General features: G+C 67.2%; 21 protein-coding genes. 14 read left to right on the plus strand and 7 right to left on the minus strand.

The features are described 5' to 3' along the window. Positions 1-207 precede the first annotated feature (207 nt). Complete coding sequence (locus tag U5775_RS27575) at positions 208-879, minus strand: PepSY-associated TM helix domain-containing protein (protein ID WP_322061316.1); 672 nt, start codon at positions 877-879, stop codon at positions 208-210. A 375-nt stretch (positions 880-1254) separates the two neighbouring features. Here U5775_RS27575 and U5775_RS27580 point away from each other — a divergent pair, with 375 nt between their 5' ends. Beyond that, on the plus strand, positions 1255-3252 hold the full coding sequence (locus U5775_RS27580) for a DUF3857 and transglutaminase domain-containing protein (RefSeq protein WP_322061275.1): 1998 nt from the start codon (positions 1255-1257) through the stop codon (positions 3250-3252). Between the two features lie 10 nt (positions 3253-3262). Here the strand turns inward: U5775_RS27580 and U5775_RS27585 are convergent, their stop codons facing one another. Both U5775_RS27585 and U5775_RS27590 read right to left on the minus strand, forming a co-directional pair. Beyond that, complete coding sequence (locus U5775_RS27585; protein ID WP_322061317.1) at positions 3263-4291, minus strand: serine/threonine protein kinase; 1029 nt, start codon at positions 4289-4291, stop codon at positions 3263-3265. 126 nt (positions 4292-4417) lie between these two features. After that, a complete protein-coding gene (locus U5775_RS27590; RefSeq protein ID WP_035523464.1) occupies positions 4418-4630 on the minus strand; it encodes a hypothetical protein in 213 nt (70 codons plus the stop codon). Positions 4631-5223: 593 nt separating this feature from the next. On the opposite strand from U5775_RS27590, the gene U5775_RS27595 reads away from it, so the two are divergent. The 5 genes from U5775_RS27595 to U5775_RS27615 all read left to right on the plus strand — a co-directional run bounded on the left by U5775_RS27595 (position 5224) and on the right by U5775_RS27615 (position 13253). Next, positions 5224-8406: an efflux RND transporter permease subunit gene (locus U5775_RS27595; RefSeq protein ID WP_322061276.1), complete on the plus strand. Its 3183-nt coding sequence runs from the start codon at positions 5224-5226 to the stop codon at positions 8404-8406. Between the two features lie 36 nt (positions 8407-8442). Continuing rightward, positions 8443-9687 (plus strand): efflux RND transporter periplasmic adaptor subunit, encoded by a 1245-nt coding sequence (locus tag U5775_RS27600; RefSeq protein ID WP_322061277.1) that lies wholly within the window; start codon positions 8443-8445, stop codon positions 9685-9687. An 11-nt stretch (positions 9688-9698) separates the two neighbouring features. Further along, the gene (locus U5775_RS27605; RefSeq protein ID WP_322061278.1) at positions 9699-11234 is read left to right on the plus strand and encodes an efflux transporter outer membrane subunit; all 1536 of its coding nucleotides are present in this window, start codon (positions 9699-9701) and stop codon (positions 11232-11234) included. 203 nt (positions 11235-11437) lie between these two features. Beyond that, complete coding sequence (locus U5775_RS27610) at positions 11438-12706, plus strand: MFS transporter (RefSeq protein ID WP_322061279.1); 1269 nt, start codon at positions 11438-11440, stop codon at positions 12704-12706. A 361-nt stretch (positions 12707-13067) separates the two neighbouring features. Then, entirely contained in the window at positions 13068-13253 is a 186-nt protein-coding gene (locus U5775_RS27615) for a hypothetical protein (RefSeq protein ID WP_322061280.1), read from the plus strand. 142 nt (positions 13254-13395) lie between these two features. Here the strand turns inward: U5775_RS27615 and U5775_RS27620 are convergent, their stop codons facing one another. After that, entirely contained in the window at positions 13396-14409 is a 1014-nt protein-coding gene (locus U5775_RS27620; RefSeq protein ID WP_322061281.1) for a fatty acid desaturase family protein, read from the minus strand. A 254-nt stretch (positions 14410-14663) separates the two neighbouring features. Continuing rightward, on the minus strand, positions 14664-15707 hold the full coding sequence (gene mgrA / locus U5775_RS27625; RefSeq protein ID WP_322061282.1) for an L-glyceraldehyde 3-phosphate reductase: 1044 nt from the start codon (positions 15705-15707) through the stop codon (positions 14664-14666). 194 nt (positions 15708-15901) lie between these two features. Between mgrA and U5775_RS27630 the strand changes: the two genes are divergently transcribed. Continuing rightward, complete coding sequence (locus U5775_RS27630) at positions 15902-16108, plus strand: DUF3185 family protein (RefSeq protein ID WP_322061318.1); 207 nt, start codon at positions 15902-15904, stop codon at positions 16106-16108. A 40-nt stretch (positions 16109-16148) separates the two neighbouring features. Here U5775_RS27630 and U5775_RS27635 read toward each other — a convergent pair whose 3' ends face one another. Further along, positions 16149-16913, minus strand: a complete 765-nt coding sequence (locus tag U5775_RS27635) for a phytanoyl-CoA dioxygenase family protein (RefSeq protein ID WP_322061283.1) — start codon at positions 16911-16913, stop codon at positions 16149-16151. 515 nt (positions 16914-17428) lie between these two features. Here U5775_RS27635 and U5775_RS27640 point away from each other — a divergent pair. Beyond that, entirely contained in the window at positions 17429-17788 is a 360-nt protein-coding gene (locus tag U5775_RS27640) for a hypothetical protein (protein WP_322061284.1), read from the plus strand. A gap of 120 nt (positions 17789-17908) precedes the next feature. Here U5775_RS27640 and metK read toward each other — a convergent pair whose 3' ends face one another. Continuing rightward, on the minus strand, positions 17909-19096 hold the full coding sequence (gene metK / locus U5775_RS27645; protein ID WP_322061285.1) for a methionine adenosyltransferase: 1188 nt from the start codon (positions 19094-19096) through the stop codon (positions 17909-17911). Between the two features lie 286 nt (positions 19097-19382). Between metK and U5775_RS27650 the strand changes: the two genes are divergently transcribed. From U5775_RS27650 to U5775_RS27675, 6 genes are all read left to right on the plus strand, one after another. Then, on the plus strand, positions 19383-20267 hold the full coding sequence (locus U5775_RS27650) for a lipid A biosynthesis lauroyl acyltransferase (RefSeq protein ID WP_322061286.1): 885 nt from the start codon (positions 19383-19385) through the stop codon (positions 20265-20267). A gap of 51 nt (positions 20268-20318) precedes the next feature. Then, the gene (dapF, locus tag U5775_RS27655) at positions 20319-21197 is read left to right on the plus strand and encodes a diaminopimelate epimerase (protein ID WP_322061287.1); all 879 of its coding nucleotides are present in this window, start codon (positions 20319-20321) and stop codon (positions 21195-21197) included. Positions 21198-21284: 87 nt separating this feature from the next. Beyond that, on the plus strand, positions 21285-22013 hold the full coding sequence (locus U5775_RS27660) for a DUF484 family protein (protein ID WP_322061288.1): 729 nt from the start codon (positions 21285-21287) through the stop codon (positions 22011-22013). Between the two features lie 57 nt (positions 22014-22070). Then, positions 22071-23021, plus strand: a complete 951-nt coding sequence (locus U5775_RS27665) for a tyrosine recombinase XerC (protein WP_322061289.1) — start codon at positions 22071-22073, stop codon at positions 23019-23021. 97 nt (positions 23022-23118) lie between these two features. Then, the gene (locus tag U5775_RS27670; protein ID WP_322061290.1) at positions 23119-24333 is read left to right on the plus strand and encodes a class I SAM-dependent rRNA methyltransferase; all 1215 of its coding nucleotides are present in this window, start codon (positions 23119-23121) and stop codon (positions 24331-24333) included. 264 nt (positions 24334-24597) lie between these two features. Next, complete coding sequence (locus tag U5775_RS27675; RefSeq protein ID WP_322061291.1) at positions 24598-25710, plus strand: GTP-binding protein; 1113 nt, start codon at positions 24598-24600, stop codon at positions 25708-25710. The last annotated feature ends 212 nt before the right edge of the window (positions 25711-25922 follow it).

The raw sequence follows: 25922 nt of genomic DNA on the forward strand, positions 1-25922 counted from the left end.
GCTCCGCACTGGCGGTTTTCAAGACAGCGATGCTACGCCGCACCGGCCGAGGCCTGCCACGAAGGTGCGCAGTGCGTAGAGGCGCGCCCGATCATCGGTTGCGCGCGCAAGCAAACGGGCCGGGGCCCGGTCGCGCGAATGAATGGCTCAATGGCCCAATGGCCCAATGGCCCAATGGCTCGGGCAAATGCGTTGTTCGAGCAGCCCCTAGAGCAAGCCGAACGCGAACGCCGCCGCCACCGAGCCCGCGACGAGCACCACGCCCACGGTTCGGCGGCGATTGAGCTCGGTCCACAGCAGCACGCCAGTCAGCGAAAGCAGGACGAGGCTGCCCGCAATCGTGTCCATGAGCAGCACCCAGCCGATGCCCATGCCCACGCCTTTGTGCAGATTGCTCAGCGTCGCGAGAAACGCGTTCTGCGTGCGCCGCACGGCGACCGTGCCGCTGCCCACCCAGTACTCCACGGCGACGCTCTGGCGCGGCCCCAGCAGCGCGAACTGCCAGGACTCGGGCTGCACGACGCTGCGCTCGCCCCACGCCACCGGATGCGCGTGCTCGCGGCGGATCTTGCCGGGCTTGCCGTCGAACGCGAGCTCGTGCTGAAGCCACTGTGCGAGCGCCTCGGGCGTGGCGGGACGCTCGGCGGGCAGCGCGAGCTGCATCTGCGTGACCTGCGGCGTGCCCGGCGAGATATGCAGCGGCCCCGCGCGATGATTGAGCAAGAAGCCCGTCACGCCGAACAGCAGCCCCAGCACCGCGCCCCAGAGCCCCACCCAGCCGTGCACCTTGCGCAGCCACTTGATGAAGTTCGCGCGGCGCGAGCGCTGGCGCCGCGCGGCAAGATCGGCGGCGTCGAGCGGCTGGCCGGCGCGGCGCAAGGGATCGAGGCGAACGGCGTCGTCGGCTTCGGCGCCCGGCGGTTCGCTCGCGGGGGAGATCAGGGACTCGTCAACGCGGGCATTCAAGACACGGCTCCAGACACGGCGCACGAGCGTCGCTCAGCCCTCCCGGGCCGCGCCTGCGCACGCCAATTCGAACGGGAATGAGGGCCGCGCAGCCTGCGTCAGCCTCACCTTACAAATGAGAACAATTATTATTACATATATGCAAGGTGAGGCCGCAAGGCAATCCGCACCGCTATGCGGGGGAGCCGCTTGACAAGGTAAAAAGGTAACTTTTAAGTGTGACATTGTGCCGATTTTTCCTGCGAGACCTGTCCCCATAACTGCAGCGCCGCTAAACGGAACGCCGCCATGCGCCACGTCCTCGTTCTTTGCCTCGCACTTCTCGGCCCGACCTTCGGCGCGCATGCGGCGGGAATGCCCGCGCCCGCCGGAACCACCGCCGGGACCGCCGAAGCCCCCGCCGCCAATGTCATCAACGCCGCCGATCAGGCGCCCTATACCAACGAAGCGGAGACCCAAACCTTCACCATCAACGCCGATGGCTCCTACACCAAGCTCGACACGCTCACCCTGCGCATCAACACCGAAGCGGGCATCGCGCGCGCGGGCCAGTATTACGTGTGGTTCAACCGCGGCATGGCGCACGTGGACGTGCTCGATGCGTGGACCGAGGACGCCCAGGGCCAGCGCCACGACGTGCAGCCCGAGCAGATTCGCGACGTGCAGGAAGTGCGCTCGTTCGACGCCCCGATGTTCCAGGACGTGCAGGACAAGGTCATCGTGTTCCCCGCGGTCGAGCCCGGCGCGCGCGTGCATCTCACGTGGCGCAAGACCCAGCGCGTGCCGCTCGTGCCCGGCTGGTTCAGCGATTTCACGCCGCCCGACCTCGCGCCCACGCACAATTTCCGCGTGATCTACGATCTGCCCGCGAAGGTGCCGCTCTACGCCGACGCGCGCGGCTTCACTGTGCTCAAACCGGTGATGGCGAACGGCCGTACGCGCTATGAATACCGCTACGACAAGGCCAATTTCGCGCGCCTCGAATATGGTTCGGTTTCCTATGTAAGCTACGGCGACCGGCTGATGGTCTCGACCTTCCCCGACTACGCGGCCTTCGCGAAGGTCTACCGCGAAGCCGCCGTCGATCCGGGCGCACGCGACGCGGCCATCGTGCAACTGGCGCAGACGCTCACCGCGCACGACGCCACCCCGCGCGCGAAGGCGCAAACGCTGTACGACTGGGTGCGCCGCAACATCCGCTACGTGGCGGTCAACGTCGGACGCGGCGAGATCGTGCCGCACCGCGTGACCGAGGTGCTCACGAACCGCTACGGCGACTGCAAGGACCACGTCGCGCTCTATGGCGCGCTGCTCGACGCCGTGGGCGTGCGCAACGTGCCCGCGCTCCTGAACAGCGGCACGATCTACACGCTGCCTTCGGTGCCGGGCTTCGGCATCATCAATCACGTCATCACCTGGCTGCCCGACTTGCAGCTTTTCGCGGACTCCACGGCGAACAACGTCGAGTTCGGCTATCTGCCCTCGACCGACATGAACCGCGAAACCGTGCTCGCCGGCGACGGCACGCTGATGCGCACGCCCGCCACCGAAATGACCTCGCGCGACAGCGATCTCGACATCAGCGTCGCGCCCGATGGCTCGGCGCGCTTCGTCTATCGTCTGGAATCCGAAGGGTGGGCGGCGGAGCAGACGCGCAGCGTGCTGCGTCTGCAAACGCCCGCGCAGCGCGAGGAATCGCTGCAATGGGAGCTGCACAACGCGAACCTGCGCGGCAACGCGATGCTCGCGTCGAGCCCGCTAGACGCCACCTCGGGGCCGCTCGTGGTCACGCTCACGGGCACGCTCGACGGCTTCGTCGATCCGCAGATGACGACGCCCGTGCCCACGCTCACGAGCCTCGTGGGCGGGCTGGACGCGAATCTGCGCTACTGGCTGGGCGAGCCGCGCCGCACGCAGCCCTTCGTCTGCCGCAACGTGGCCGTGACCGAGCGCGCGCGCATCGAGCTGCCGCCGGGGCTACGCGTGCTCGACATGCCCTCGCCGCAGCACGCGGAAAACGCGCTGATCGACTACAGCTCGCAGTACACGCTCGATGCGAACGTGCTGCGGGTGACGCGCACGGGCCGCACGCATTTTGCGAGCGACGTCTGCACGCCCGCCGACTTCGCGCAGATGCGCCCCACATTCGAGACGATGGCGCGCGACCTGCGCGCGCCGCTGATCGTCAAGCCCGTTGCGAAGCCGGCGATGGGCGCGACCGAGCAAACGGGAGACGTGCTGGATTTCGATGAACCGCTGGCGTCGGCGCCGCCACGCACGCAGTGACGCGTGCGGCTCAAACGGGCCAGAGCGGCCCTTCCTGCATCGCGCCGATCTGCTCGCGCAGTTCGAGGATGCGCTCTTCCCAATAGCGCTGCGTGTTGAACCACGGAAACGCCGCCGGGAACGCGGGATCGTGCCAGCGCCGCGCGAGCCACGCCGAATAGTGAATGAGCCTCAATGTCCGCAGCGCTTCGGTCAGATGCAGCTCGCGCTGATCGAATTCGCAGAAGTCCTCGTAGCCCGCGAGCAGATCGGCGAGCGCACGCGAGGCGTCCGCGCGGTCTCCCGGCAGCAGCAGCCACAAATCCTGGATAGCGGGACCCATGCGGCTGTCGTCGAAGTCGACGAAGTGCGGACCCGCATCGGTCCAGAGCACGTTGCTCGGGTGGCAGTCGCCGTGCAGACGGAGCTGGCGCACGTCGCCGGCGCGCTCGAACGCGGCTTCCACGCCTTGCAGCGCGAGCGAGATGGCGGCCTGCCAGGCCTCGCGCACGTCGGCGGGCACGAAGCCGTGCTCGAGCAGGTACGCGCGCGGCTCGTAGCCATAGCTTTCGATGTCGAGCGACGGACGCGCGCGATAGGGCTCGGTGGCGCCCACCGCGTGAATGCGGCCGATGAAGCGGCCGATCCATTCGAGCGTCTCGCTGCGGTCGAGATCCGGCGCGCGGCCGCCGCGCCGCTCGAAGAGCGCGAAGCGATAGCCATCGTGCTCGTGCAGCGTGCGGCCTTCGAGCGTGAGGGCGGGCACGGCGGGAATCTCGCGCGCGGCGAGTTCGGCCACGAACGCGTGCTCTTCGAGAATGGCCTCGTTGCTCCAGCGTTCGGGACGATAGAACTTCGCCACGAGCGGCGCTTCGTCTTCCACGCCGATCTGATAGACGCGGTTCTCGTAGCTGTTGAGCGCGAGCATGCGGCCGTCGGTGCGGCGGCCTGCGGGCATCAGGACGCCGTCGACGGCGTCGAGCACGCACTCGGGCGTGAGGCGGGCGTAGGGGGCGGCCGGGCTCGCGTCCGGCGGGTCGCCCGCCGTGTTGCCGGGCATGGGCGCGGACGGCTCGCCCGATGCGGATGTGGTTGGATCGTTCATCCCCGCATTGTGCATCGTGCGGGCCGCGGCGGCGAGTTCAGCGCGAACCCGCCACAAATTCAGGCCAAATCGAAGGCGCGCTCAGTGCAGGTTCGCGCCGGCGGGCATGACGTGCTCGCCCGTGTCTATCAGGTCCACCAGAAAAAAGGGTTCGGTATTGAGCTGCTTCGACGCGCCAGGCTCGCCGACGTACCACGTGACCATGGCCATGTCGCCGAGAATGCGCATCACGATACCGCGCGCGCCATGCGGCACGGCGATATGTACGGTGCGGACGATAGAACCGACTTGCATGATGTTTCCCCGTTCCCATTCCATTGCCGGCTTCCTCGCGGGAAAGCCGGTCACTGTGCTGACAAAAACTGGTGCGCATGCGAAGTTGCGCACACATCCAACCTGCCCCGGCGCGCCGCTGCCTCGCTCCACGGCATCTTCACGGCTTGTTTCTCCGATGCCCGCTGGCGCGCGTCCAACGCGACCGGTTTACGCATTTTTGCCTCATTTCGGCCGCTTGCGCAAAGCAAAAATAGGGGGGCGGCTCGCGCCGTCCCAATCAACTTACGAAACCCTGACTGTAACAGATGGTAAACACCGCCTTGCGCGCGCTTGTGGAGCGTCGTTTGCAAAAGTACTCTGACTATTGCACGCAAGCGCTATAGTCCTGCCGGAGCAAGCACATAGCAGGGTCCCGAGCGAGGCAGCCATACGCCCGTTCCGGGCGAAGGAGACAGACGGCGCGCGCCTCAAGGCACGCGCCGCCGCCTGATCCGATAGCGGCGCCATAACTGCACGCTGATATCGGCAATAACATCGCTGCCAGGGCCACGACGCCGTTCGCCGGCGCCCTCGCGCCGCGCACCGCCACAAGCGAAGGAATCTGCCGTTCCATGTGGATCGTCCGGCTCGCACTCAAGCGCCCCTACACGTTCATCGTGCTGGCGCTCCTGCTCCTGATCGTCGGCCCGCTGACGATTCAGCGCACGCCCACGGACATCTTTCCGAACATCGACATTCCCGTGCTCTCGGTCATCTGGACCTACACGGGCCTGCCCGCCGACGAGATGTCGCGCCGCATCGCGCTCAACTACGAGCGCGGGCTTTCGGTAGCCGTCAACGACATCGAGCACACCGAATCAACGTCGCTCAACGGCGTCGCGGTCGTGAAGATCTACTTCCAGCCGCATGCCAACGTGCAGGAGGCACTGGCCGAAGTCACCGCGCTCTCGCAGGCCCAGGTCCGCTCGCTGCCGCCCGGCATCACGCCGCCGTTCATCCTGCGCTACAACGCCTCCACGGTGCCGATCCTGCGCCTGTCGCTCTCCTCGCCGCAGCTCACGGAGCAGGAGCTGTTCGACTACGGCAACAACTTCCTCAAGACGCAGCTCGCCACCGTGCCGGGCGCCTCCGCGCCGCTGCCCTATGGCGGCAAGCAGCGGCAGATCATGGTCGACATCGACCAGCGCGCGCTCCAGCAGCACAATCTCTCGCCCATGGACGTGGTGAACGCCATCAGCGCGCAGAACCTCATCCTGCCTTCGGGCACGGCGAAGATCGGCGCGGCCGAGTATTCGGTGCTGATGAACGCAAGCCCCGACACCATAGCGGGTCTGAACGACATTCCCGTGAAAACCACGGCCGCGGGCACGATCTATATTCGCGACGTCGCGCACGTGCGCGACGGCTTCGTGCCGCAGACCAACATCGTGCGCGTGAACGGCCAGCGCGCCTCGCTCCTCACGATCAACAAGAGCGGCAACACGTCCACGCTCGAGATCGTCGACCGCATCAAGGAGATGATGCCGGCGCTGCGCAACCTCGTGCCGCCTTCGATGAGCATCGACCCGGTCGCCGACCAGTCGCTGTTCGTGCGCGCCGCCGTGCAGGGCGTGCTGCGCGAGGCGCTCATCGCCGCCGCGCTCACCGCGCTCATGATCCTGCTGTTTCTCGGCAACTGGCGCGCGACGCTCATCATCGCAATCTCGATTCCGCTTTCGATGATCACCTCGATCATCGTGCTCTCGGCGCTCGGCGAGACCATCAACATCATGACGCTCGGCGGGCTCGCGCTCGCGGTCGGCATACTCGTTGACGACGCAACAGTCGCCATCGAGAACATCAGCCAGCAGCTCGAACAGGGCAAGACGCTCGAACAGGCGATTCTCGACGGCGCGCACCAGATCGCGATTCCGACGCTCGTCTCCACGCTCTCCATCTGCATCGTGTTCGTGCCGATGTTTCTGCTCACGGGCGTCGCGCATTACCTGTTCATTCCGCTCGCCGAAGCCGTGGTGTTCGCGATGCTCGCGTCGTACTTCTTCTCGCGCACGCTCGTGCCCACGCTCGCGAAGTATCTGCTGCGCTATCACCACAAGAGCGCCGATCTTCATCACCAGCACGCGGGCACGCGCAACCCGTTCATGCGCGTGCACCTCGCGTTCGAGCGCGGCTTCGAGCGCACGCGCGTGCGCTATCGCGCGTTTCTCGCGGCGCGCGTGGCGCATCCCGTCTGGTTCGTGACGGCGTTTCTCGCGTGCTGCGGCCTCTCGCTGCTGTTGCTGCCGTTTCTGGGCCGCGACTTCTTCCCGCAAGTCGATGCGGGCACGATCGCGCTGCACCTGCGCGCGAAAACAGGCACGCGCGTGGAGGAGACCGCGGTCATCACCGATCGCATCGACAAGCGCATCCGCCAACTGATTCCCGCGCGCGAACTCCATTCGATCATCGACAACATCGGCCTGCCGGTCTCGGGCATCAATCTCTCGTACAGCAACACGGGCACGATCGGCACCTCGGACGCCGACGTGCTGATCTCGCTGAACGAGGATCATCACCCGACGGCGAACTACGTGCGCCTGCTGCGCCGCACGCTCAACGACGAATTCCCCGGGGTCGAGTTCGCCTTCCTGCCCGCCGACATCGTGAGCCAGACGCTGAACTTCGGCATGCCCTCGCCCATCGACGTGCAGATCGTGGGCCGCGACGCCAACGCCAACCGCGCCTTCGCGGCGCGCCTGCTCGAGAAGCTGCGCGGCGTGCCGGGTCTCGTCGACGCGCGCATCCAGCAGCCCGCCGACCTGCCGCGCATCTTCATCGACGTCGATCGCACACGCGCGCAGCAGGCCGGCTTCACGCAAAAGGACGTGGCGAACGACCTGCTCATCACGCTCTCGGGCAGCCAGCAGACCACGCCCACGTTCTGGCTCAATCCGATGAACGGCGTGAGCTACAACGTCGTCACCGAAGCGCCGCAATACACGATCGATTCGCTGCAATCGCTCGCCAACATTCCGCTCACCGCGAACGGGCGCAGCAATATCCTCGGCGCGCTCGCGAGCATGCGGCGCATGTCGGGCGAAGCCGTGGTCACGCACTACAACGCGCAGACGACCATCGATATTTACGGCAGCGCGGACGGCCGCGATCTCGGCGCGGTCTCCGACGACGTCGAGAAGCTCATCAACGAATCGCGCGCCGATCTGCCCAAGGGCTCGACGATCAGCCTGCGCGGCCAGGTCGACACGATGAATAATTCGTTCTCCGGATTGTTGGGCGGCCTCGTGTTCGCGATCGTGCTCGTCTACCTCCTGATCGTCGTGAACTTCCAGTCGTGGCTCGACCCGTTCATCATCATCACGGCGCTGCCCGGTGCGCTCGCGGGCATCGTCTGGATGCTGTTCCTCACGCACACCACGCTCTCCATTCCCGCGCTCACGGGCGCCATTATGTGCATCGGCATCGCCACGGCGAACTCGATTCTCGTGATCAGCTTCGCGCGCGAACAACTGCGCGAACATGGCGACGCCGCGCGCGCCGCCATCGAGGCGGGCTTCACGCGCTTTCGCCCGGTGCTGATGACCGCGCTCGCGATGGTGATCGGCATGGTGCCGATGGCCATCGGTCTTGGCGAAGGCGGCGAGCAGAACGCGCCGCTCGGGCGCGCCGTGATCGGCGGGCTCACGATCGGCACGCTCGCGACGCTGATCTTCGTGCCCGTGGTGTTCTCGCTCGTGTACCGCAAGCTCGGCGAGCACCGCCAGCGCGCCATCGAAAACGTAGTGCCCAAATCATGACGACGATCTTTCTTTCCCCTTCGATGCGGAGCCGCCATGCAGCCGGGCCACGCTGACGCGCCGCCGCCGCGCGACCCGCCGGGCGGCCACGATGGCCACGATGAGCGCAAGAAGCGCCGCTGGCCGCTCGTGCTCGCGGCGCTCGTGGTGATCGCGCTCGCGGCGCAGGGCATCTGGTCGCGCCACAACGCGCAGGCGGCGCTGGAGCGCGACGCACAGCGCGCGAGCACGCTCGCCGTGCAGGTGGTCACGCCGCAGCGCTCGGCGCGCGCGCTCGACCTCGTGCTGCCCGGCAACGTGCAGGCGTTTCTCGACACGCCCATCTACGCGCGCACCAACGGCTATCTGCGCAAGTGGTACGCCGATATCGGCGCGCACGTGAAGGCGGGCCAGTTGCTCGCCGACATCGAGGCGCCCGAAGTCGACGACCAGTTGCGCGCCGCGCGCGCCGACCTCGCAAACGCCGAAGCGAACTACGCGCTCGCGAAAACGACCGCCGACCGCTGGACGCAGATGCTGCAGACGCGCTCGGTCGCGAAGCAGGACGCCGACGAAAAAGTCGGCGACATGCTCGCGAAAAAGGCGACGCTCGACGCGGCGCGCTTCAACGTCTCGCGGCTCTCGCAACTGCAGTCGTACGAGAAGGTCACGGCGCCGTTCGACGGCATCGTCACGGCGCGCAACGTCGACGTGGGCGCGCTGATCGACGCGGGTGCATCGGGCGGCCAGCAAAAGGAGCTGTTCCACGTCGCCCAGGCCGACCGCCTGCGCGTCTACGCGAACGTGCCGCAGGCCTACGCGCAGCAGATCCGCCCGAACCAGCACGCGTATCTCACGCTCGACGAGACGCAGGGCAAGCGCTATCCGGGCGTGGTCGCGCGCACGGCGGGCGCGGTCGATCCGCAGCAGCGCACCATGCTCGTGGAAGTGGACGTCGACAATCCCAACGGCGATCTGCTGCCCGGCGCCTATGCGCAGGTGCATTTCGCGCTCGACGGCAACGCCACGCCGCTCACGCTGCCCGGCAACGCGTTCCTGTTCCGTCCCGATGGCGTGAAGGTCGCGACCGTCGGCGCGGACAACCGCGTGAAGCTCGTCAAGGTGATGCTCGGCGTCGACTTCGGCACGCGCGTGGCCGTGGCGGCGGGGCTCGCGGGCAATGAACGCGTGATCGTGAATCCGCAGGATTCGATCGTCGACGGGACGCCGGTGCGGATCGTGGAGAAGCCGGCCTCTGCGCCTGCGGGTTCGGATGCGGCGGCTTCCGCTTCGACGTCATGAAGCGCATCGCCATGAAGCACACAACGAAGCACACCCTCGGCCCGAATGCCTGCGCGAAGCGCGGCCTGCCGCGCCGCGTGACGCTCTGCCTCGCACTGAGCGCCGCGCTCGCGGGCTGCAAGGTCGGCCCCGACTACGTGCGCCCGAAGGTCGACATCGCCGCCACCTACAAGGAGCTCGACGGCACGGGCTGGACCAGCGCGACGCCCGCCGACACCGCGCCGCGCGGCGCCTGGTGGTCGATCTACGGCGACGCGCAGCTCGACGCGCTCGAAGCCCAGGTCGAGCGCGCGAACCAGAACGTAGAGGCCGCGCAGGCGCACTTTCGCGCCGCGCGCGCGAACGTCGCGCAGCAGCGCTCGAGCTTCTTCCCGCAAGTGACGGCGGGCGCCGACTATTCGCGCGCGCGCACCTCGCAGAACATCGAGTTCAAGTCGACGGCGGGCTTCACGCTCAACGACTACCTCGTGGGCATCGACGCGACCTGGGAGCCCGACGTCTGGGGCCGCGTCGCGCGCAGCGTCGAAAGCGCGAAGGCCAGCGCGCAGGCAAGCGCCGCCGACATGCAGGCCGTGCTGCTCTCGATGCAGGCCGAGCTCGCGACCGACTACTTCGAGCTGCGCGGCATCGACCGCGAGCGCCAGTTGCTCGACGACACGCTCGCCGCCTACCGCGAATCGCTCGCGCTCACGCAGCACCGCTACGACGGCGGCATCGCCACCGACGCCGACGTCGGCCAGGCGCAGACGCAATTGCAGACCACCGAAGCCCAGGCGATCGACCTCGGCGTGCAACGCGCACAGCTCGAACACGCGATCGCGATCCTCACGGGGCAATCGCCCTCCACCTTCGCGCTGCCCGTGCTGCCCGGCGCGCCGCTCACCGCGCAGGCGTTCGTCGCGCCGCCCGGCGTGCCTTCGACGCTGCTGGAGCGCCGCCCCGACATCGCCGCCGCCGAGCGCCGCGTGGCCGCCGCCAACGCGCAGGTGGGCGTGGCGCAGGCCGCGTTCTTCCCGAGCCTCATGCTCGCGGTCACGGGCGGGCTGGAGGCGACCAACTACAGCCAGTGGCTCGTCGCGCCCGCGCGCTTCTGGTCGCTCGGCCCGGCGCTCGCCGGCACGCTGCTCGACTTCGGCGGCCGCGCCGCCGTGCGCGACGAGGCGCGCGCGCAATACGACGAGAGCGTCGCGCAGTATCGCGAGACCGTGCTCGACGCGTTCGGCCAGGTCGAGGACAACCTCGCGGCGCTGCGCGTGCTCGAACAGGAAGCCATCGCGCAGGACCGCGCGGTGGACGCGGCGCAGCGCACGCTCGCGATCATCGAGAACCGCTACAAGAGCGGCGCGATCACGTATCTCGACGTGGTGGTCGCGCAGACCACGGCGCTCTCCAGCGAGCGCCAGGCCGTGAGCATCGCGCGCCGGCGGCTCGCGGCAAGCGTCGCGCTCGTGAAGGCGCTGGGCGGCGGCTGGAGCACGGCCGCGCTGCCCACGGACGATGCGCTCGTGCATCCGCCGCCATCCGCGAACGGCCGCGAAACGCCATAAGGCGGCGCGGCGGCACGCAAATTGGGGCGCGAGAAAGTGGGCCTCGCCGCTACGCCCGACGCCATCCTCATCCGTTGCGCACGCAACCATCATTGCACCGATGACTTCGCACCGCAGAAGCCACGCGCCTGCAATCGAGCGCGGCACGAATCGTGCGAAAGGCGTATCGTTGCGCCTTTGCTTTTCCGCGAGGAGTTTCAGTCGTGACTGCATCACCGGGCGCCGGGCGCAACACCGCCTCATCCTCCGCCGCCCCATCGTCCAACCCCGCGGCCGTCCCCTATATCGAGCGCGGCACGCCCGCCTTCTGGCACGCGAGCCTCGCGCTGCTGTTCGCGGGCTACGCCACGTTTTCGCTGCTCTATTGCGTGCAGCCGCTCCTGCCCGCGTTCTCGCAGGCGTTCGGCGTGAGCCCCGCGCAAAGCAGCCTCTCGCTCTCGTTCACCACGGCGGCGCTCGCCTGCGCGATCTTCGTGGCGGGCTTCGTCTCCGAAGGCTGGAGCCGGCGCGCCATGATGACCGCGTCGCTCACCGCCTCCTCGCTCTTCACGCTCGCGGTGGCGTTCGTGCCCCACTGGCACACGCTGCTCGTGCTGCGCACGCTCGAAGGCATCGCGCTCGGCGGTGTGCCCGCCGTCGCCATGGCCTGGCTCGCCGAGGAGATGCACCCCGAGGGCCTCGGCCTCTCGATGGGCCTCTACGTGGGCGGCACGGCCATCGGCGGCATGGCGGGACGCGTGATCACGGGCATCTGCACCGACCTCTTCGGCTGGCGCGTGGCCATTGCCGTGATCGGCGTGCTCGGGCTCGCCTCGATGTTCGCGTTCCGTGCGCTCCTGCCGCCCTCGCGCCATTTCGCGCCCAGGAGCGGCCTCGGCTTCGCGCATCATCGCGCGGCGCTCATGCGCCATTTCGCGCGGCCGGGGCTGCCCATGCTGTTCGCGCTCGGCTTCGTGCTGATGGGCAGCTTCGTCACGCTCTACAACTACATCGGCTACCGGCTGATCGCGCCGCCTTACAACATGAGCCAGGCAGCCATCGGCGCGATCTTTCTCGTCTATCTGACCGGCGTGGTCGCCTCGCCGTGGTCGGGCCGCATGGCCGACAAGTTCGGACGCTCGCCCGTGCTGATCGCCGCGATCGTGCTGATGCTCGCGGGCGTCGTGCTCACGATGTTCACGTCGCTCGGCATGATCGCGGCGGGCATCGGCTGCCTCACCATCGGCTTCTTCGCGGGGCACGCGGTGGCGAGCGGCTGGGTCGGCCGCCTCGCGCGCGAAGCGAAGGGCCAGGCCGCCGCGCTCTATCTGCTCGCGTACTACCTCGGTTCGAGCATCATGGGGTCGATCGGCGGGCACTTCTGGGCCAGTTGGGGCTGGAGTGGCGTGACGGGGCTCGTCACGGTGCTGCTCGTGGCGGGGCTCGCCGGCGCGTGGATGCTGCGCGCACGGGAGCGTGCCGGGGCGGCGTGAGGGGCCACCAAAGAGGTGGCACGAGGTGCGCTCTGGGCGCGCCATACGGCCTTTGGCGGCCGTGCGCATCAGGTGAGTTGCATGCCCTGCCTGCGGGCGCATTAGCCACCTGAAATGAAAGGCATTCGTAACATTCTACAAAAGCGAATGTTTTGCGCACTGCATCAGCCGAATCGCCGTAATGCCCGCCACACCGGGCTGCGCGCCGCAGCGCATGCACCATCGCCGCGCCCGCGTGCCGCCTTGTTCGCGAGCCTCACCTATACTCGATTCAGGCCCGAAGCCGCAGCGGCGCATGGCATGCGATAACGACTCTTTCATGCGCCGCGTCTTCGGTGACCGATATGACAAGGAGACGAGCATGGAAGGTTATTTCACGATTGGCGACTTCGTGATGATCATCCCGATGGCCCTCGCCGGCGCGCTCTTTCTCGGCGCCGTGCCCTGCGCAACCGAATTCAGGCACAACACGCTGCGGGTGATCGGCGCGCTGATCGGTGCGCTTTGCGCCGTTGCGCTGGTGGAAACGCTGCCCGCGCTGATGTAGCGGCGCGACGGCTCTAGTCGACCTTCGTTCCGACCTTCGTTCGCGCTCGCCGCCGGGCGCTCGCCCCGCGCGCCCGTGAATGCCAGGCGCCGGGCAACGCCAGCGCGGATCGCTGCCCTGTGCACGCACGTCGGCGCACCGTTCAGCGCACCCCGATACCCGGCTGCAATCCCTTGAACTGCCGCAGTGCCGCGTGCCAATACGGCATGCGCGCGTGCCCGTCCGTTGCCTCGTCGGCGCGCGCGAGCGCGGGCAGCGCGACCCACGGCAACGTGGGATGCAGATGATGCTGCCGATGCAGATGATGATTCATGAGCAGCACGCCCATCCCGCGCGGCACGCGAAAGTCGCGCGCGCGGCCCGGCTCGTCGAGCGCCACGCCGTAATGCGGCAGGTTGTCGGCGAGCGAGAGCCATAGCCCACGCAGATACATCGCCGCGGCCAGCACCGGCCACGCCTTTCCATAGAGCGCAAAAGCGAGCCCATAGAGCGCGAGCGAGCAGAGCCCGTCGCGGCGCGCACGGCGGCGGCGCACCGGATCGGCGGCATGGTTCGCGAATAGCCGCTGCACGTGGCGCCCCTCGGCGGCATGCGCGCCCACGCCACGCTCGACCAGCGCCTGCGCCATGCGCGCCGGCACGAACGCCAGCAGCGGCGCGAGCAATTCGGCCACGTAAAGGCCGCCCAGCAAACGCACGTACCACGCGATCCGGCGCAGCCAGCGCGGACCGCGCGCATCGTCGACATCGGGACGATCGAACGCCTCGCGCGTGAAGCGGTGATGCATCAGGTGTCCGAAACGTACCGCGTCGAACGGTATCGCCAAGCCGATCGCAAGCAGACGCGCAACGACTTCGTTGGCGCGCCGCGAGCGCAGCAACTGCCCGTGTATGCCCTCGTGGATCAAGCCCCAATGACTCGGCGTCGCGAACACGACCGGCACCAGCGACGCGAGCAGCGCAAACGACGGCCCGTCCGCCGCGCGCATCAGCAGCGGCAGGCCGAATAGCTGATACGCGAGCGCCAGCCCGGCAACGGCGATGAACGCAACGTTCGCGCCCACGTGGGGAGCGCGCCGCAACGCCGGTGCAGCCGGCGGCGGGGCGGCCCCGGCAGGCCCGGCAGATACGGGACGAACGGCGCTCGTGGACTCCATCGATATTCCTCGCGGCGAAGACTGCCGCGACGTTAGCAGCGCCGCGTGACAGGCCGAAGACGTGCCGAATACGCTGGAGTGCGCCCGAATGCGCCGCCGAGAGACGTGAAGCGCCGCCGCTACGGCTGGGCCGGAATGGCCGGCGAACGCCTGCGCGCAAGCGCAAGCAAAGCCCATAAAAAAACCGCCTCGCATGAAGCGAGGCGGTCCAGTTTCCAAAGACGCTTGCGGCAAAAACCGGCAGACGCCCGTCGTCAAATATGCTGGTCCGTCGATGGCTTCTCCCACAGGTTCACGCCGCCCTCGGTCGCGTGGCGGTCGATCTCCGCGAGCTCTTCCTGCGAAAATTCCAGATTCTTCAGCGCGGCGGCGTTCTCGCGCACCTGCTCCGCGCGGCTCGCGCCGATCAGCGCCGAGCTTACGCGGCCGCCGCGCAGCGTCCACGCGATCGCCATCTGCGCGAGGCTCTGGCCGCGGCGCTGCGCGAGCTCGTTGAGCTTGCGCACGTGCTCGATGTTCTGCGCACTCAGATGCTCGTTCTTGAGCGAGCTGCCGCCCGGACGGTTCACGCGCGCATCGTCGGGCACACCGTTCAGGTACTTGCTCGTGAGGAGCCCCTGCGCGAGCGGCGTGAACGCGATGCTGCCCGTGCCGATGTCCTCGAGCGTGTCGAGCAGCTCGTGCTCGATCCAGCGGTTGAGCATGTTGTACGACGGCTGATGAATCAGCAGCGGCACCTTGTATTCGGCGAGCAGCTTCGCCATCTCGCGCGTCTTCGCCGCCGAATACGACGAGATGCCGACATAGAGCGCCTTGCCCTGCTGCACGGCGGTGGCGAGCGCGCCCGCGGTTTCTTCGAGCGGCGTCTCCACGTCGAAGCGGTGCGAATAGAAGATGTCGACGTAATCGAGGCCCATGCGCTTCAGGCTCTGGTCGAGGCTCGCGAGCACGTACTTGCGCGAGCCGCCGCCCTGGCCGTAGGGGCCCGGCCACATGTCCCAGCCCGCTTTCGACGAGATCAGCAGCTCGTCGCGGTACGGGCGGAAATCGTCCTTGAAAATGCGGCCGAAATTGGTTTCGGCGCTGCCGTAGGGCGGGCCGTAATTGTTCGCGAGATCGAAGTGCGTGATGCCGAGATCGAACGCCGTGCGCAGGATTTCGCGCTGCGTCGAAATCGGCGTGGTATCGCCAAAGTTGTGCCACAGCCCGAGCGACAGCGCCGGCAGCTTGAGTCCCGACTTGCCGCAAAAGCGGTATTGCATCTCTGAATAGCGTTCAGCAGCGGCTTCGTAGGCCATCGTTCGAATCCTCGACGAAATGAGGGAATAACAGGGTCCAACAGCGGGTCCAGCGGCGCACACAGGCGGGCGCGGGCTGTCATGGTAGCCAATCCGCGCGGCGCCTGCAGATGTCCACCATGTGGGACGCGTGGATGGACGCCGCGGCGACGCTCGCCTACACTGCGGCGTTCGTCATACCCCGGGAGGTCTATATGGTCAAAGCGATTTCGTTCGCGCTGATCGCCTGCGGCGTCGCGCTGCTCTACTTTGGCGGCCAGTCGTTTCACTCGTTCTCGAACGACGTCTCGCGCGTGTTCACCGGCGCGCCCACCGACCGCACGATGATCCTGATCGTGGGCGGCATAGCCGCGACCATCGCCGGCATCACGGGCCTCGCGGTTTCGGGGCGCCGGCGCTAAAGCCTCGCGAGGCCGCGCTCCGCCGCGCGCGAGGCCGCCCTCACACGAGCTTCACCTCGGGCAGCGAGGCCGAGCGCGTGCCCGGCAACGGCACGTTGCTCGCGCCGTGATACGTGTACACGAGCGAGAACTTCACGTTGCCGCTCAGGTTCTGGCCCGCCGAGTGCAGCGTGTTGCAGTGGAAGAACACGACGTCGCCGGGATTGAGCGCGGGCGAGGTCGCGCGATCGATCCACGCCTGATTTTCCGGCAGATCGGCGCGGAAGAATTTCGCGGCGTCGAAGCGCTCCGAGGTGAACGGCTCCGTATGCGAGCCCGGCACGAACCAGAGGCCGCCGTTCTCGATCGTCTCGGGTCCGAGCGCGAGCCACACCGACACCAGATCGTCGCGCTCGAACGACCAGTAACGCGAGTCGCGGTGCCAGCCCGTGAGGCTGCCGTACATGGGGTGCTTCGTCATCATGCAGTTGTGATGGGCGCGCGAGAGCACGGGCTCCTCGCCGAAATACAGCTCCATCCAGCCGGCGATTTCGGGCGAGATCGCCCACTCGCGAAAACGCGCATGGCGCGAGTACGCGTCGAGCAGGCGGCGCACCGTATGGCCGCCGGGCGCGTCCTTCGACTCGGGCGCGCCGGGGTAGCGCAGATCGGCTTCGAATTCGAGCGGCGTGGCGGCCGCGAGCAACTGCTCCTGCGCCACGCGCTTGAGCTCGTCGCACCGCTCGGGCGAGACGAGCCCCGGCACGACCACGAAGCCGCGCTCGCGCAGCGCCTGCACCTGTTCCTTTTTTGACTGGACTGACATGGGACTTCCGTTGTTCGAGGCCTGCGAGGGGCCGCAGCCGCGATGGCTGCAGCGGCGGCGCCGCTTCTCGCGCGCGCCAATCGCTCGATTGTAAAACGTGCGCGCGTCCGCGGAAGGGGGGCCGACGCACAACGCCGAGGCAAACGCACCACGATGACGACAAAGGGCGCCATCGAACGGCCGCGATATGCCTCAAACTTGAGCAGGCGCGGGTATTAACCGACTTTCGGGCGTCATGATTCGCGTGTAGTCTGCGCGCATGCAGTGTCTTCACCCAGAACATCCCTCGCATTCATCGCACGAACGGGCTGCCCTCGAAGCCTTGCCCAGCAAGGTCGCCGATACCCGCGAAGCGCCCGCAGTCCGCTCCGGCGACGCGACTTTTGCCCCACGCGCCCCATCCCGTCACTTCCGTTATCGTGGCCGTCCTGAAGACGGGCACGTTTGCTGCTCGAATCGATGCGCCGCGCGAAGCCTCGCGCAAGGCGCACTCCGAACCTGACATCGCACACGCCATGCATACCCTTTTCAGTACCCGCCGCATGACTCATGCCGCCCTGAAGGCGGCGCGTCCCGCCCGCCGTCACGTCGGGCGCGCCTTGCGCCACCACACCGCACGCACGCGCGCGCTCGCGCAGCAGGTGCGCGGCACCCGCGCCGTGGACAGCATGCGCACGTGGTTCCATTCGTTCTTCTCGGTGCTGCGCCTGCGCGCGGGCGCACGGCACTTCTCGCTGCGCACGTTGCTGTACCGTCCCAACGCGACGCTGCGCTCGCTCGCCGCGCCCGCCACGGTGCACACGGCGCGCAACACCCGCCGCCCGCGCCGCATGGGCGCCACCAGCACGGGCTGGTTCGGCTTCGCCATGCGCTGATCGGCTGACCGAACCCGCGCCGGGAACGAAAAAACCCCGCCAGGGCATGCGCCCTGGCGGGGTTTTTGTTCATACGGAACCGACGAGGCCGGCGCGCGCGCCAGCCCTCGTGCGCCGCGCTTAAGCGAGCGCGCCCACCGGCTCCGTACCGGCCGCCTCGGCCAGCGCGAGTGCGCGGTCGGTGGCTTCCCACGAGAATTCCGGCTCTTCGCGACCGAAGTGACCATAAGCCGCAGTCTTCTCGTAGACCGGACGCAGCAGGTCGAGCATCTGGATGATGCCCTTCGGACGCAGGTCGAAGTGCTCGCGCACGAGCTTCGTGATGGTGGCGTCCGAGACCTTGCCCGTGCCGAACGTGTTGACCATCACCGAAGTGGGCTGCGCCACGCCGATCGCGTACGAGACCTGGATCAGGCAGCGCGAGGCGAGGCCGGCGGCCACGATGTTCTTGGCCACGTAGCGGCCCGCGTAGGCGGCCGAGCGGTCGACCTTCGACGGGTCCTTGCCCGAGAACGCACCGCCGCCGTGCGGGGCCGCTCCGCCGTACGTATCGACGATGATCTTGCGGCCCGTGAGACCGCAATCGCCCTGCGGGCCGCCGATCACGAAGCGACCGGTCGGATTCACGAGGAACTTGATGTCGCCCTTGATGAGCTCGCGCGGCAGCACCGGCTTGATGACCTCTTCGATCACGGCTTCGCGCAGCGTGGCCAGATCGATGTCGGGTGAATGCTGCGTCGAGAGCACGACCGTGTCGATCGCATGCGGCTTGCCGTCGACGTAGCGCACGGTGACCTGCGACTTCGCATCGGGACGCAGCCAGGGCAGACGGCCGTCGCGGCGCAGGTTCGACTGGCGCTCGACCAGGCGGTGCGAGAGGTGGATCGGCAGCGGCATCAGCTCGGGCGTTTCGTCGCAGGCATAGCCGAACATCAGGCCCTGGTCGCCGGCGCCCTGGTCGAGGTTGTTGTCGTGCGCGCGGTCCACGCCCTGGGCGATGTCGGGCGACTGCTTGTCGTAGGCGACGAGCACCGCGCAGCCGCGGTAGTCGATGCCGTAGTCGGTGTTGTCGTAGCCGATGCGCTTGATCGTGTCGCGCGCGACCTGGATGTAGTCGACGTTGGCCGTGGTGGTGATTTCACCGGCGAGCACGACGAGACCCGTGTTGCACAGCGTTTCCGCTGCAACGCGCGAGTATTTGTCTTGCGTGAGGATGGCGTCGAGGATCGCGTCCGAGATCTGGTCGGCGACCTTGTCCGGATGGCCTTCGGAGACGGATTCGGAGGTGAAGAAATAGTCGTTTGCCACGTGTAAGGCTCCTTGTAGCTGGTGACGGTTGAATTTCACGTAGCCAGCTTCGGGAGCTTTGAAGCGGCGACGCTTTAGCGGATTACCTGTCCAGTTGGCGCCGCGCTCGTGGATGGAACATCACGATCGGCTGCCTGCCGGCTTCGCCCCGCAAGTTGTCTATTAACTCGGCGAAGCCCTTATTATAGCGACTTCCCCAATTTGTCGCAGAGTCACGCCGCGTGCCGTTCGTTGCCTTCCCCACTGTTTTCGCGCCCTGCTCCAGGTGTGGCGCTGGAGCCGCCCTATGCTAGGCAAGCTCGGCTCCCGCCTCGCCATCGGCTTGCTCAAGCTGTTCGCGATCCTGCCCTATGGCTTCGTCGCCCGGCTCGGCGACGGCCTCGGCTGGCTCCTCTACCAGATCCCGAGCCGCCGCAAGGGCGTCGTCCACACTAACCTGCGCCTGTGCTTTCCCGAATGGAGCGACGAAAAGCGCGAGGAAGTCGCGGGTCTGCACTTTCGCCACGCGATCCGCAGCTACCTCGAGCGCAGCGTGCAGTGGTTCGGCTCGGCGAAAAAGCTCGAAAAGCTCATCGAGCTCGACAGCGAAGTCGATCTCAGCGATCCCGACCTGCCGCCCACCCTCTTTCTCGGCCTGCACTTCGTCGGCATCGAAGCCGGCTCGATGTTCCTCAATTACTCGCTGCACCGCCCCTGCGGCTCGCTCTATCAACCGTTCTCGAACCCCGAATTCGAAGCCGCCGCGAAAGCCGGCCGCAGCCGCTTCGGCGCCGAGATGGTGAGCCGCGCGGACAGCGCGCGCGTCGTGCTGCGCTGGCTGCGCGACAAGAAGCCGGTGATGCTCGGCGCGGACATGGACTACGGCATGCGCAATTCGACCTTCGTGCCGTTCTTCGGCGTGCCCGCCTGCACGCTGACCGCCGTGGGACGTCTCGCGAAGGTGGGCCGCGCGCAGGTCGTGCCGTTCATCGGCGAGGTGCTGCCCAATTACAAGGGTTATCGGCTCAAGATCTTCAAACCTTGGGACAACTATCCGACCGGCAACGACGAAGAGGATGCGCGCCGCATGAACGCCTTCCTCGAAGAGCAGATTCCGCGCATTCCCGAGCAGTATTACTGGGTTCACAAGCGCTTCAAGACGCGCCCGCCCGGCGAGCCGGGCGTCTATTGATCGGGCGGACGGCGCAGGGGCGAACGCCCGCGCCTCGCTTACAATGACAGGATGAAACTCAAGTTCACCAAAATGCACGGCGCGGGCAACGACTTCGTCGTGCTCGACGGCTATAGCCAGCCCATCGCGCTCACGCCCGAGCGCGTGCGCGCGCTCGCCAATCGCCACTTCGGCATTGGCGCGGACCAGTTGCTGCTGGTCGAGAAGCCCACCGTCGACGGCGTCGACTTCCGATATCGCATCTTCAATTGCGACGGCGGCGAGGTCGAGCATTGCGGCAACGGCGCGCGCTGCTTCGTGAAATTCGTGCGCGACCGCCAGCTCACCCGTTCGAACCGCGTGCGCGTGCAGGTCCAGAAGGGCGTCATCACGCTCGTCATGCAGGAAAACGGCGAGGTCGTGGTCGACATGGGCAGCCCCGTGTTCGAGCCCGCGCTGGTGCCGTTCGACGCGAACGGCCTCGAAGGCCGCCGCGAAGGCAACGACACGCTCTGGCCGCTCGAAGTGAACGGCCAGACGCGCTGGATCTCGGCGGTGTCGATGGGCAATCCGCACGCGGTGCAGGTGGTCGACGACGCCGAAGCGTTCGCCGTGCTCGCCGACGGCCCCGTGATCGAGGCGCATCCGCGCTTTCCGAACAAGGTGAACGCCGGGTTCATGCAGATCGTCTCGCGCAACGAAGTGCGGCTGCGCGTCTACGAGCGCGGCGCGGGCGAAACGCTCGCGTGCGGCACGGGCGCGTGCGCGGCGGTGGCGGCGGGCATTCGCCGCGGCCTGCTCGACTCGCCCGTGAAAGTGCATACGCATGGCGGCATGCTCACGATCGCCTGGGACGGCGCGCGCGACGAATCGGCTGCGCTGACGATGGCCGGCCCCGCCGCGACCGTGTTCGAAGGCGAGATCGAAATCGCCGACGAACTGTCGAACTGAGTCAACCCGAGTCAACCGCATCGGCATCACCCCAATCACGCCTGGCGCGCCCGCGCGCGCCGCTCCTTCATCGAACGCGCCACCAACATGAACGATCGCGAAGTCGCCGACTATCTGCTCGCCAATCCCGATTTTTTCGTTGAGCACGCCGAACTGCTGGCCACGATCAAGCTCGGCAATCCGCACGGCAAGGCGGCCGTGTCGCTGCAGGAACGCCAGATGGAGATGCTGCGCGAGAAGAACAAGCATCTGGAGCTGCGCCTGTCCGAGCTGCTGCGCTATGGCCACGAGAACGACAGCATCTCCGCGAAAACGGTGCACTGGGTCTCGCACGTGCTCGCGGAGCGCGACCCGCACGCCCTGCCGCGCCTGATCGCCGAGCAGTTGCGCCAGGAATTCGACGTGCCGCAAGTGGCGCTGCGCCTCTGGGATGTCGCCGATGCCTATGCGCAGGCGAGTTTCGCGAAGCACACGGGCGAAGAAGTGCGGATCTTCGCCAATAGCCTCGAAGTGCCGTATTGCGGCGCGAACACCGGCTTCGAAGCGGCGCAGTGGCTCGACGGCGGTAATGGCGGCAGTAGTGGCCATGGCGCCGAAGGCGCGGAACGTGCCGATAACGCCGCGCAATCGGTCGCGATCATCACGCTGCGCAAGCGCGTGAGCGCCGAGGAGCGCGATCCGAGCGGCGAAGCGTTCGGCCTGCTCGTGCTGGGCTCGCCCGATCCGCGGCGCTTTCACGACGGCATGGCCACCGATCTCCTGCGCAAGATCGGCACGCTCGCGAGCGCCGGGCTCACGCGGCTGCTGCCGCATTGATGCAACCCGAATTACACGCCGCGCGCGCATCGCACCTGCACTGAAGCCACCGCCACCGTGAACCCCACCGATCCGATCGCCGACTATCTCGATGAGCTCGAGCACGTGCGCCGGCTTTCGGCGCACACGCTGCGCGGCTATACGCACGAGCTCGACGAGCTCAAGAAGCTGGCGAATGGCCGGCCGCTGGAGCAGGTCACGCCCGCCGACGTGCGCGGCGGCGTCGCGCGCGCCCATGCGGGCGGCCTCACGGCGCGCTCGATCGCGCATCGGCTTTCGGCCTGGCGCGCGTTCTATCGCTGGCTCGCGGGCCGCATCGAGCTCGACGCAAATCCGGTGGCCGCGGTGCGCGCGCCCAAGCGCGCGAAAACGCTGCCCAAAGCGCTCTCCGTCGACGACGCCACCAGGCTCATGGAAGCGCCCGCCAGCGCCGCTCATGCCGGCGAGGGCGCCGCGGACAGCATCGAGACGCTGCGCGATCACGCCATGCTCGAGCTGTTCTACTCGTCGGGGCTGCGCCTCGCCGAGCTCGTGAGCCTCGACGTGCACTACCTGAAGCGCGACGGCTACGAATCGGCGAGCTGGTTCAAGCGCGACGCCGCCGAAGTGGAAGTGCACGGCAAAGGCAATCGCCATCGCGTCGTGCCCGTCGGCAAGAAGGCGCTCGCCGCGCTCGACGCCTGGCTCGCCGTGCGCGGCGCCTGGATCAAGCACGACGACGCCCCGCTGTTTCTCTCCGTGCGCGGCAACCGCATGGCGCCGGGCGTCGTGCGCGAGCGCGTGAAGCGCGCCGCGCTCGCCGCCGGGATCCCGGCGAACGTCCATCCGCACGTGCTGCGGCACTCGTTCGCCACGCACCTGCTGCAGTCGAGCGGCGATCTGCGCGCCGTGCAGGAGCTGCTCGGCCACGCCAGCATCTCGGCCACGCAGGTTTATACATCGCTCGATTTCCAGCATCTCGCGAAGATTTACGACAGCGCGCATCCACGCGCCAAGAAGCGCGACTGATTTATCCCCGATTCAACCGATTCAACCGATTCACCCGTCATCTGGCGAGCGGCGCCTCGCACCGCCATCCGCCGCGACGCCTCGCATCGAACCCATCATGAATATCGTCACCCTCAAGCCGTCCAAAGAAAAATCCCTGCTGCGTCGCCATCCGTGGGTCTATGCCAACGCGATCGACCGCGTCGAGGGCAAGCCCGCGTCGGGCGCCACCGTGATCGTGCGCGCGCATGACGGTCGCTTCCTCGCGCGCGCCGCCTACAGCCCGCATTCGCAGATCCGCGCGCGCGTCTGGAGCTTCGACGAGAACGAGCCCATCGACCACGCGTTCTTCAAGCGCCGCGTGCAGCGCGCGGTCGCGCACCGCGAGGCGATGGTGAGCGGCACGGGCGCGGTGCGGCTGATCTTCGGCGAGGCGGACGGCCTGCCCGGCGTGATCGTCGACTACTACAAGGAAGACGTGGCCGCAGGCGCGGAAGGCGCGCGCGGCCAGCTCGTCTGCCAGTTCATGGCCGCGGGCGTCGAGGCGTGGAAAGAGGCGATCGTCGCGGCGCTCACGGCGGCCACAGGCTGCCCGAACGTCTACGAGCGCTCGGACGTCTCGATCCGCGAAAAGGAAGGGCTCGAACAGATCACGGGTCTGCTGGCCGGCGACGAGCCGCCCGAGACCATCATCGCGAACGAGAACGGCGTGCGCTATCACGTGGACGTGCGCAACGGCCACAAGACCGGCTTCTACGTCGACCAGCGCGACAACCGCGCGCTCGTGCAGACCTACGCCCAAGGCCGCGACGTGCTCAACTGCTTCTGCTACACGGGCGGCTTCTCGCTCGCGGCGATGAAGGGCGGCGCCGCGCGTGTGGTGTCGATCGATTCGTCGGGCGAGGCGCTCGCCACCGCGCAAAAGAACGTTCAGGCGAACGGCTTCGACGCGGCCCGCGCGACCTGGCTCGACGCCGACGCCTTCAAGACGCTGCGCCGCCTGCACGAAGAGGGCGAGCGCTTCGACCTCGTGGTGCTCGATCCGCCCAAGTTCGCGGCCTCGCGCGAGCACGTGGACCGCGCCGCGCGCGCCTACAAGGACATCAATCTCACGGGTTTCAAGCTGCTGCGTCCGGGCGGCCTGCTCTTCACGTACTCGTGCTCGGGCGCGATCGATGCAGCGCTGTTCCAGAAGATCGTCGCGGGCGCGGCCGCCGACGCGAAGGTCGATGCGCGCATCCTCAAGCGCCTCGGCGCGGGCGTCGATCACCCGCTGCTCACGGCGTTCCCCGAAGGCGAGTATCTGAAGGGGCTGGTGTTGCAAATCGCCTGAAGCGGCCTAATGTAGGCGTGCAGGCGTCTATCTGAAAATTTGGCACACATACATACGGCGCGCGGGCGCTCGGGCCCCGAATCGGCGCTCAGTCCGCGCCGCTCGCCGGGACACGCGGGGGACAAGCGGGCGCGTCCCAGTTATGTTTCAATAGGCAGTTATGTTGTAACACCGGCCGGCGCGGCGCGCGCCACATGGTCCATCCGATCGCCGGTCCGGCGCGAGCGCATCCGACATCTACCAGGTAAATTCCAGGCAAAGAGCATGGCAAACAGCACGATTCCCGTCACCATCCTGACCGGCTTTCTCGGCAGCGGCAAAACCACGTTGCTCAAGCGCATCCTGAACGAAAAGCACGGCATGAAGATCGCCGTGATCGAGAACGAATTCGGCGAAGAAAACATCGACAACGAAATTCTCGTGCAGGACAGCCAGGAGCAAATCATCCAGATGAGCAACGGCTGCATCTGCTGCACGATCCGTGGCGACCTCGCGCGCGTGCTCGGCGACCTCGCCCAGCAAAAGCGCGACGGCAAGCTCGATTTCGACCGCGTGGTGATCGAGACCACGGGCCTCGCGAATCCGGGCCCGGTCGCGCAGACGTTCTTCATGGATAACGAGATCGCCGACGAATTCCTGCTCGACGCCATCATCACGCTCGTGGACGCCAAGCACGGCAACCATCAGCTCGACGAGCACGAAGTGGTGCAGCGCCAGGTCGGTTTCGCCGACCGCCTGTTCATCACGAAGGCCGATCTCGTCGACGAAAAGGTGCTCGAGGACCTGCGCCATCGCCTGCTGCACATGAACCCGCGCGCGCAGATCCGCCAGGTGAATTTCGGCGAGGCCGACATCAAGGAAGTGTTCGACCTGCGCGGCTTCAACCTGAACGCCAAGCTCGAGATCGACCCCGACTTCCTCGCCGAAGACGATCACGATCACGATCACGCGCACACGCACGCTCACGCGCACGATGACCATGGCCATACGCACGATCACGACGACTGCGACCATGACCACGGCAAGTGCAATCACGAAGGCCACGACCACGGCCACCACCATCATCACGCGCACCACGACGACAAGATCAAGTCGTTCGTGTACCGCAGCGACCGCCCGTTCGATCCGAACCGTCTGGAGGATTTCCTCGGCGGCATCCTGCAGATCTATGGCGAGCGCCTGCTGCGCTACAAGGGCGTGCTCTACATGAAGGGCGTGGACCGCAAGGTTGTGTTCCAGGGCGTGCACCAGATGATGGGCAGCGATCTCGCGGCCAAGTGGCTGCCGGTCGAGAAGAAGGGCAGCAAGATGGTGTTCATCGGCATCGAGCTGCCGCAGGACCTCATTACCGACGGCCTCGACGCCTGCCTCGCCTGAAGCCAGGCGCTGCGGCGCCGTTTCACGCTGTCTCGCAACGCCCGGCCCGCAGCCGGGCGTTGTCGTTTGTGCCGCGCGGTTTAGCGCCATATGACTGAGCGAAACGCGCAATAAGCCGGCTCGCACACGGGCGCAAAATCACGTTTCGCCGCTGCACATGTCAAATAACGTACCCGACCATCGCTTTTTCACGATGGGCGCGTTATATTTTC

The organism is Paraburkholderia sp. J63 (assembly GCF_905220245.1).
Classification (GTDB): domain Bacteria; phylum Pseudomonadota; class Gammaproteobacteria; order Burkholderiales; family Burkholderiaceae; genus Paraburkholderia.

Bases quoted from the DNA above. Each gene is read 5' to 3' on its own strand.
- U5775_RS27580 (WP_322061275.1), top strand. From the start codon at position 1,255: ATGCGCCACGTCCTCGTTCTTTGCCTCGCACTTCTCGGCCCGACCTTC.
- U5775_RS27585 (WP_322061317.1), bottom strand. From the start codon at position 4,291: ATGCCCGGCAACACGGCGGGCGACCCGCCGGACGCGAGCCCGGCCGCC.
- U5775_RS27590 (WP_035523464.1), bottom strand. From the start codon at position 4,630: ATGCAAGTCGGTTCTATCGTCCGCACCGTACATATCGCCGTGCCGCAT.
- U5775_RS27595 (WP_322061276.1), top strand. From the start codon at position 5,224: ATGTGGATCGTCCGGCTCGCACTCAAGCGCCCCTACACGTTCATCGTG.
- U5775_RS27600 (WP_322061277.1), top strand. From the start codon at position 8,443: ATGCAGCCGGGCCACGCTGACGCGCCGCCGCCGCGCGACCCGCCGGGC.
- U5775_RS27605 (WP_322061278.1), top strand. From the start codon at position 9,699: ATGAAGCACACAACGAAGCACACCCTCGGCCCGAATGCCTGCGCGAAG.
- U5775_RS27615 (WP_322061280.1), top strand. From the start codon at position 13,068: ATGGAAGGTTATTTCACGATTGGCGACTTCGTGATGATCATCCCGATG.
- U5775_RS27620 (WP_322061281.1), bottom strand. From the start codon at position 14,409: ATGGAGTCCACGAGCGCCGTTCGTCCCGTATCTGCCGGGCCTGCCGGG.
- mgrA (WP_322061282.1), bottom strand. From the start codon at position 15,707: ATGGCCTACGAAGCCGCTGCTGAACGCTATTCAGAGATGCAATACCGC.
- U5775_RS27630 (WP_322061318.1), top strand. From the start codon at position 15,902: ATGGTCAAAGCGATTTCGTTCGCGCTGATCGCCTGCGGCGTCGCGCTG.
- U5775_RS27635 (WP_322061283.1), bottom strand. From the start codon at position 16,913: ATGTCAGTCCAGTCAAAAAAGGAACAGGTGCAGGCGCTGCGCGAGCGC.
- U5775_RS27640 (WP_322061284.1), top strand. From the start codon at position 17,429: ATGCATACCCTTTTCAGTACCCGCCGCATGACTCATGCCGCCCTGAAG.
- U5775_RS27650 (WP_322061286.1), top strand. From the start codon at position 19,383: ATGCTAGGCAAGCTCGGCTCCCGCCTCGCCATCGGCTTGCTCAAGCTG.
- dapF (WP_322061287.1), top strand. From the start codon at position 20,319: ATGAAACTCAAGTTCACCAAAATGCACGGCGCGGGCAACGACTTCGTC.
- U5775_RS27660 (WP_322061288.1), top strand. From the start codon at position 21,285: ATGAACGATCGCGAAGTCGCCGACTATCTGCTCGCCAATCCCGATTTT.
- U5775_RS27670 (WP_322061290.1), top strand. From the start codon at position 23,119: ATGAATATCGTCACCCTCAAGCCGTCCAAAGAAAAATCCCTGCTGCGT.
- U5775_RS27675 (WP_322061291.1), top strand. From the start codon at position 24,598: ATGGCAAACAGCACGATTCCCGTCACCATCCTGACCGGCTTTCTCGGC.